At 44.1% G+C, this 7,292-nt stretch carries 7 protein-coding genes; 6 read left to right on the top strand and 1 reads right to left on the bottom strand.

Annotation, left to right across the window (positions count from 1 at the left end; genetic code table 11):
- Positions 1 to 264 precede the first annotated feature (264 nt).
- Entirely contained in the window at positions 265 to 885 is a 621-nt protein-coding gene (locus tag LKD71_RS15310) for a Crp/Fnr family transcriptional regulator (RefSeq protein ID WP_227616110.1), read from the bottom strand.
- Between the two features lie 95 nt (positions 886 to 980).
- Here LKD71_RS15310 and LKD71_RS15305 point away from each other — a divergent pair, with 95 nt between their 5' ends.
- The 6 genes from LKD71_RS15305 to LKD71_RS15280 all read left to right on the top strand — a co-directional run bounded on the left by LKD71_RS15305 (position 981) and on the right by LKD71_RS15280 (position 7,281).
- Positions 981 to 2,336 (top strand): MATE family efflux transporter, encoded by a 1,356-nt coding sequence (locus LKD71_RS15305; protein WP_227616109.1) that lies wholly within the window; start codon positions 981 to 983, stop codon positions 2,334 to 2,336.
- Between the two features lie 197 nt (positions 2,337 to 2,533).
- Positions 2,534 to 3,523 carry a 2-hydroxyacid dehydrogenase gene (locus tag LKD71_RS15300; RefSeq protein WP_178045495.1) on the top strand — a complete coding sequence of 330 codons (990 nt, stop codon included), beginning with the start codon at positions 2,534 to 2,536 and terminating at the stop codon, positions 3,521 to 3,523.
- A 227-nt stretch (positions 3,524 to 3,750) separates the two neighbouring features.
- The gene (locus LKD71_RS15295; RefSeq protein WP_227616111.1) at positions 3,751 to 4,719 is read left to right on the top strand and encodes a Gfo/Idh/MocA family protein; all 969 of its coding nucleotides are present in this window, start codon (positions 3,751 to 3,753) and stop codon (positions 4,717 to 4,719) included.
- A 1-nt stretch (position 4,720) separates the two neighbouring features.
- Positions 4,721 to 5,431, top strand: coding sequence for an AzlC family ABC transporter permease (locus LKD71_RS15290; RefSeq protein WP_178045496.1), 711 nt, complete (start codon positions 4,721 to 4,723; stop codon positions 5,429 to 5,431).
- On the top strand, positions 5,424 to 5,735 hold the full coding sequence (locus LKD71_RS15285) for an AzlD domain-containing protein (protein ID WP_227616108.1): 312 nt from the start codon (positions 5,424 to 5,426) through the stop codon (positions 5,733 to 5,735). The genes LKD71_RS15290 and LKD71_RS15285 overlap by 8 nt, the downstream gene beginning before the upstream one ends.
- Before the next feature lie 172 nt (positions 5,736 to 5,907).
- Positions 5,908 to 7,281 carry an MATE family efflux transporter gene (locus LKD71_RS15280; protein ID WP_227616107.1) on the top strand — a complete coding sequence of 458 codons (1,374 nt, stop codon included), beginning with the start codon at positions 5,908 to 5,910 and terminating at the stop codon, positions 7,279 to 7,281.
- Positions 7,282 to 7,292 lie beyond the last annotated feature (11 nt).

The following is a 7,292-nucleotide window of genomic DNA, read 5'->3' as shown; positions in this document are numbered from 1 at the left end:
CAGTAATGCATGGAGCTGACTGATACTAATAGGTCGAAGGCTTAACCAAAGCCGAGGTTGTTCTGTAAGCGAAGCGAACAGAACTTCCACAAGGCAGTCTGGGTAGAAGAAAATCGGATGGAAGAAATGAATTTCTGTGTGTGGTTTTGAAGGTATATGAGATGAGAGCCAGGAGCAAATGCTTCTGGTTTTTTTATAGCAGGAAATTTTATTGGAATTGCGATGTTGCTTAAAGAACCCGTCATTAGATAGCAAAATGGCTTTTCACTTAAGCCGATATATTCCTTTTCCCTTTTTTTCTATGATTTGTCTTTCGGTTAATGACTTTAACAGTCTTTGCAACTGCCGCCTGCTGCATCGAAGTTGAATGACGGTCGCCTCAACTCCCTGAAATTGATGGTCAGGGCAATCATATTTTAAGAAGTGAAGCAATTTTTCTTCAAGGTTTGAGAAAGATGCCTCTGATTCGGTAAACAACGCCATTTTATGCCCTACGGAGCGCAAAAGAAAACGCAGGAAAGTATTATCATTCAATAGTATATTTTTAAAATCGTATAGCGGTAATTCTATGCACATTACTTTTTTTGTGGCTTCCACAAGAAAGGGCAAAGATGTTTCTCCGCAAAATTCCATATCTCCTAATAAAGTAAAATCATTGAGAAGGCAAAGAGGATAGCGACTTCCATCTCCGCGTATAGAATAAATCTGAACGGCTCCAGATACAAGAAATTGGAGGTGATTGGAAAAATCGCGGTTATAATTCAAAATCTCACCACGTTCATATTGGTAAAGTCGGAACGTAAGATTTTTGGTATCAAAAATTTCATATATGTGGTAGAGATTTATGTAGCGCTCTAATATTTTTTCGTCATGAACTTGTTCCATAAGTGCCCCCGCAGAAAATATTTATTTTATTGTGCCATATGTCACAACAAAAATCAAGCCGATCTGCTAAGCTTGTTAAGTAAGAAAGCGAGGTTATGATGTTGGAAAATGAATTATTTGAACAGGCACCAGTTCACAAGGTATATTTTAAATTTGCACTTCCGGTTGTATTTAGTATGGTAGTTTCACTGGTCTATAACATGGTCGATACTTATTTTATTGCGCAGACTGGTAATACAAATCTGGTAGCAGGTGTTTCTCTGGGAGCACCGATTTTTACTTTGATGATCGCTCTCGGTGATATTTTTGGCCTAGGTGGAAGCTCTGTTATTTCCCGGTTATTTGGACAGAAACGGGATGAAGACGGAAAAAGGCTCAGTGTATTTTGTTTCTATGCTGCCCTTCTCTGCGGGATTATAATAGCCATATTGCTGCTGCTGCTTCGGACTCCGATTTTGTACTTGCTAGGAGCCGATACAGAAACATTCGCTTATGCTTCACAGTATTTTACTGTTATTGTGCTTGGTGCTCCATTTATCATTGTGTCCTATACGCCAGCGAATCTTCTTCGGACAGAAGGATTTGCAACAGCCTCTATGACAGGAACCATATTAGGAGCGATTGTTAATATGATCCTTGATCCGCTTTTCATTTCTGTGTTGAAATTAGGGGCAGCTGGTGCAGCAATTGCAACAGTAATTGGTAATATAGGTGCGGATTTGTTTTTTGTGTGGTTTTTGCTGGCAAGGAGCAAACGATTGTCGATTAAACCAGCAAAGTTTCATATTCAATCAGACGAGATACGACAGATTTTTGCAATTGGAATTCCTGCATCCATTACAAATCTTATGCAGAGTTTTGGAATGACACTGACAAATCGATTTTTGCTTCCATATGGAAATGATAAAGTGGCAGCTATGGGAATTGTAATGAAAATCAATCTGATTGCTGTTTTGATTATGGTAGGCTTTGCTTTTGGAGCACAGCCACTCATCGGGTATAATTACGGAGCAAAGAACCATTCCAGATTGAAAGAGATTCTGCGTTTTTGCTATGCTTTTGAATGTGGTATTGCCCTTGTACTGGCGGTCCTTCTTTCTACTCTGGCGCCCGGATTGGTGGGACTATTCATGCAGGATGCTTCTATTGTCGCGATTGGAGTTCCTATGCTCCGTATGCAGTTGTTTGGAATGGTATTTATAGCGATTATACTGGTGACGACCTGTACATTTCAGTCAGAGGGAAAAGCCGGTGGTGCATTTCTTTTATCGGTCAGCAGACAGGGAGTAGTATTTGCCGTTGTGATTATGCTTGCTTCAAGCGTATTTGGTTATAGGGGGGTCTTGATGGCACAGGCTATTTCTGATTTTCTTACTGCAATATTGGCGGTCTGCCTGTTTTATAAGCTTGTCCATAAAGAAGATCTTTTGACTTCAACATCATATAATTAGAGGAAAGCGGAAGAACAGTTTGTTTTGATGGAAATGATTTTCGTCAAGGCAGACTGTTTTTTGCTGCCTGTATTCATGCGTGCAAATTTTGTGATGAGAAAATAGGTCAAGAATAGAGAAGTCTTGCCAGATATTTTATTTTCGTGTATAATTACTTCCGGTAAGCTTGAAACTAATCCTAAAGGAGGAGTTTTATTATGAAGATTTTATTTTTTGGCACAAAAAATTATGACCGTGAGTTCTTTGATAAAGGACTCAAAGAAGAAAAATATAAGGATATAGATATCCATTATATTGAGCCGAACCTGACACCCGAGACTGCTGAACTTGCTCATGGATATGATGCCGTGTGTGCTTTTGTAAATATGGATCTTGGTAAGGAAACGGTGGATATTCTCCATGAAATGGGAGTAAAGCTGATTCTCATGCGTTGTGCAGGTTATAACAATGTGGACGTAGACGAGGCGAAAAAAAGGGGTATAACAGTAATGCGTGTGCCCAGCTATTCACCGGAAGCAGTTGCTGAGCATGCCATGGCCCTGGCTCTGACAGCTAATCGCCATACACACAAAGCATATATCCGGGGGCGTGAAAATGACTTCAGCCTGAGTGGTCTGCTGGGAGTCAACCTTTTCCATAAAACGGCCGGCATTGTGGGAACCGGACGGATCGGTGCTGCTATGGCCCGGATCTGCCATGGTTTTGGAATGAAAGTATTGGCTACGGATGTTTATCATAACCCGTCTCTGGATTTTGCAGAGTATGTAGATTTTGATACGCTTCTTCATGAAGCCGACCTGATCTCTCTTCACTGCCCTATGACGGAAGAGAATCATCATATGATCAATCTGGACAGCATTGCAAAAATGAAAGACGGTGTGATCTTGGTTAACACATCACGAGGCGGTCTGATCAAGACAGACGATCTGATACAGGGAATCCGTGATGGAAAATTCTTTGCGGTAGGTTTGGACGTCTATGAAGAAGAGACAGGTTTTGTCTATGAAGATATGTCCGATCAGATCCTCGACCGTTCTACCATGGCAAGACTGCTTTCCTTCCCGAATGTCATGGTAACTTCTCATCAGGGCTTTTTCACAAAAGAGGCACTGGAGGCTATCAGCCATACGACACTGGAGAATGTGATCACTTTCATAGAAGGAAAAGAGAGTCCGAATACCTTATAAGCGACAGAATCAAGAAAGACTGTTTGCTTCAAATCTGATGTCTCAAAAGGCAGAAAACACCCCGGCGTATCCAGGGAAAAAGCAGGATATGCCGGGGTGTTTTTGAACGCATAATCAAGCATTCCACCGCTTCAAGTATGCGGAGCGGCTGCGTTCATGAGCAAATGGCGAAAGCGAATTACGAATGTCGCTTTACTAAAAAATCAAGGAGGATGATTATGGAAACGATGAAAATGGGAATTCTTGGATCTGGAGGTATTGCCCATACGATGGCCAATACAGTAAAAGAAATGAAAGATGTAGAACTTTATGCGGTGGGATCCCGAACTTTGGAAAATGCGGAGAAATTTGCAGCTGAGTTCGGAATTTCAAAAGCTTATGGTTCTTATGAGGAACTGGCAGCCGACCCGGAAGTTGATCTGGTCTATGTAGCAACGCCTCATTCACATCATTATCCCCATGTAAAGCTTCTTCTGGAGCATGGAAAGCATGTGCTTTGTGAGAAGGCATTTACTGTAAATGCAAATCAGGCAAGAGAACTGTTTCAGATGGCAGAAGAAAAAAATCTGCTCCTGACAGAGGCTATCTGGACCCGTTATATCCCTATTCAGAAGACTTTGAATGAAGTAGTAAACAGTGGTGTGATTGGAAAAGTACATTCTCTGACGGCAAATCTCTGCTATCTTATCAGCGGTGTCGAGCGCTTGAAAAAACCGGAACTGGCAGGTGGAGCTCTTCTTGATGTAGGTGTTTATCCGCTGAATTTCGCCTGTATGATCGATCAGACACCGGTGGTAAAAATCTCCTCTGATGCGACAATGAATGAATATGGTGTAGACAGCTCCAACAGTATCACACTCACATTTGAGGATGGGGCAACTGCGATCCTTCACAGCTCTATGCTGGTGCTTTCCGACCGGAGAGGAATGATCTATGGTGACCGGGGATACATAGAAGTGGAAAATATCAATAATTGTCAGGGCTTCAAAGTATATGATACCAATTATCAGTTGGTGAAAGAATACCCGGTTCCGCCTCAGATCAGTGGCTATGAGTATGAAGTGGAAGCATGTAAAAAGGCCATTGAAGAAGGCAGGAGTGAATGTCCTGAGATGCCGCATAAAGAGAGTATCCGTATGATGGAGATTATGGATACCATCCGAAAGGAGTGGGGATTGAGATATCCCATGGAATGATATGGACAGACAGAAATTTCAACAGGGACTGAAGGATGGTTTACCCATCTGTCTCGGTTATTTTCCGGTATCTTTTGCTTATGGAATGTCTGTGGTGCTGTCCGGGATGCCGGCCTGGGCAGCCGTACTGATCTCCCTCACCAACTTAACCAGCGCCGGTCAGTTTGCAGGTTCGAGCCTGATGCTGGCCGGAGGCAGTTATCTGGAGATCGCCGTCACCACAGTGGTTATCAATATCCGCTATTTTCTCATGTCCCTTGCCATGTCCCAGAAGACAGATAAGAAAATGACCTGGATTCAGCGGCTTCTGGTGTCCTTTGGAATCACCGATGAGATCTTTGCCGTTTCCATGCAGGCGGAAGGAAAACTTACCGCTTCTTATATGGCCGGTCTGATCCTGACGCCGGTGATCGGCTGGAGCGGGGGAACACTGGCTGGAGGAATCCTCACTTCCTTTCTTCCGACGATTCTCGCCAATGCCCTTAACATCGCCCTTTACGGCATGTTTATCGCCATCATTGTGCCGCCTGCGAGAAAGAAGAAACCGGTACTTTTTACCGTACTTTTTGCCGTTCTTTTGAGCTGTTGCTTTGCATATTTTCCGGTATTTTCCGGTCTCTCCGGCGGCTGGGGAATTATCATCATCACGATTGTGGTAAGTGCCGTTGCAGCACTGCTGTTCCCGGTAGAAGAGGAGGAAGCCAATGAGTAACCGTTATATTTTAACCAGTATTCTGGTGATGGCTGTGGTGACTTACCTTATCCGGATGCTTCCCATGGCAATCTTCCGGAAAAAGATCAAAAACCGTTTTATTCAGTCTTTTTTAAGCTATGTGCCCTACTCTGTGCTGGCGGCCATGACCTTTCCGGCCATTTTTTCCGCCACAGGGACGCTGCCCAGCGCCTGCGCGGGAACTGTGATGGCCGTGGGACTGGCCTATTTTGATCAGGGAATTTTAAAGGTGGCTGTAGGTGCTTCTGCCGCAGTTTTCCTGGTACAGCTTTTTGGATTGTGATATCCGATAGAAAAACTTCTGGAAAATCAGAAGTTTTTTTGTTGAAATTGAGAATTGCATAAAGGTTCTTTTTTTTATATAATCTGCGGTGAATTGCTAAAGTGGGGAACAAAGAAACCTTGCGGATGCTTTAGAAGGAAGATCAAAACAGCTAGGTGAAAGGAATGAAAAAATGGCAGCAGAGAAAGACATGACTGTGGGAGATCCGCAGAAGATAATTCTGAATTTCACGATTCCGGTCTTTATCGGAAATGTGTTCCAGCAGGTCTATTCCATGGCAGACACCGTTATTGTGGGAAAATTTGTGGGAACAAAGGCGTTGGCAGCGGTAGGTGCCACCGGAACGATCAACTTCCTGATCTTAGGCTTTCTTCTGGGACTGACGGCTGGTTTTACTGTACTGACAGCACAGAAATTCGGAGCCGGAGATATGGGGAGCATGCGGAAAACGGTAGGAAATGCAGCAATTCTGTCCTTTATCGTAGCAGTAGCCATGACGTTGGTCAGTATGCTTGGCATGCGTTGGCTTTTGACTTTTATGAACACGCCGGAGGATATTTTTGATGATGCCTATACATATATTATGATCATTTGCGGCGGTATCTTCACGCAGGTGCTTTACAATCTTCTGTCCAGTATCTTAAGAGCACTTGGAAACAGTAAGACACCTCTTTATTTTCTGCTTCTGTCGGCAGGATTGAACATTGTGCTGGATCTGGTGCTGATCATTTATTTCCATATGGGAGTGGCAGGGGCTGCTTATGCGACCGTAATTTCTCAGGGAGTTTCCGGTTTTCTCTGTCTGATTTTTATCATTAAGAAAGTTCCGGTTCTTCATATGGAAAAAGGAGAGTTCCGTCTTGAGAAGAATCTTTCCATTCAGCAGCTGAAGGTCGGTTTTCCGATGGCGCTTCAGTATTCCATCACGGCCATTGGTACGATGATGGTACAGTCTGCCCTGAATATGCTCGGCTCGATCGCGGTGGCGGCCTTTACCGCGGCCAACAAGATCGAGAACCTTCTGACCCAGGCCTTTGTGGCCCAGGGTGTGACGATGGCTACCTACTGTGCCCAGAATATGGGCGCGGGCAGACCGGACCGGATCCGGAAAGGCTTCCGGGCGGCGGATATGCAGGGCTTTCTGTACGGGATCGGGGCCGGCATTTTCTTTATTTTTGCCGGAAAATATCTGACCTATCTTTTCCTCTCTGAGAATGTGGAGGAAGTCATTGGAAACGTGGAGATTTATCTTCGTTGCATCGGTATCTTTATGATTCCCCTCGCAATTGTGAATATTTATCGGAACGGTATCCAGGGAATGGGCTACGGTCTCCTTCCGATGATGGCAGGCGTGGCTGAGCTTGTGGGCCGTGGAGCCACAGCCCTCGTGGCCGCTCATTACCGCAGTTATTTCGGTACCTGTATGGCCAGTCCTGTGGCCTGGATCCTGGCTTCCGCCCTGCTTCTTGTGATGTATCATTTTATTATGAAGGATCTGGATCAGCGCTTCAAAAGTAATGTAGAGTCGGCGAAAAATAGATTGTGAAGCGGCGGAAA

Origin of the sequence: Fusicatenibacter faecihominis (assembly GCF_020686945.1) — a bacterium.
Classification (GTDB): Bacteria; Bacillota; Clostridia; order Lachnospirales; family Lachnospiraceae; genus Limivivens; species Limivivens faecihominis.
Note: the sequence above shows the minus strand (reverse complement) of the source record. Positions and strands in the feature narration are given on the sequence as shown.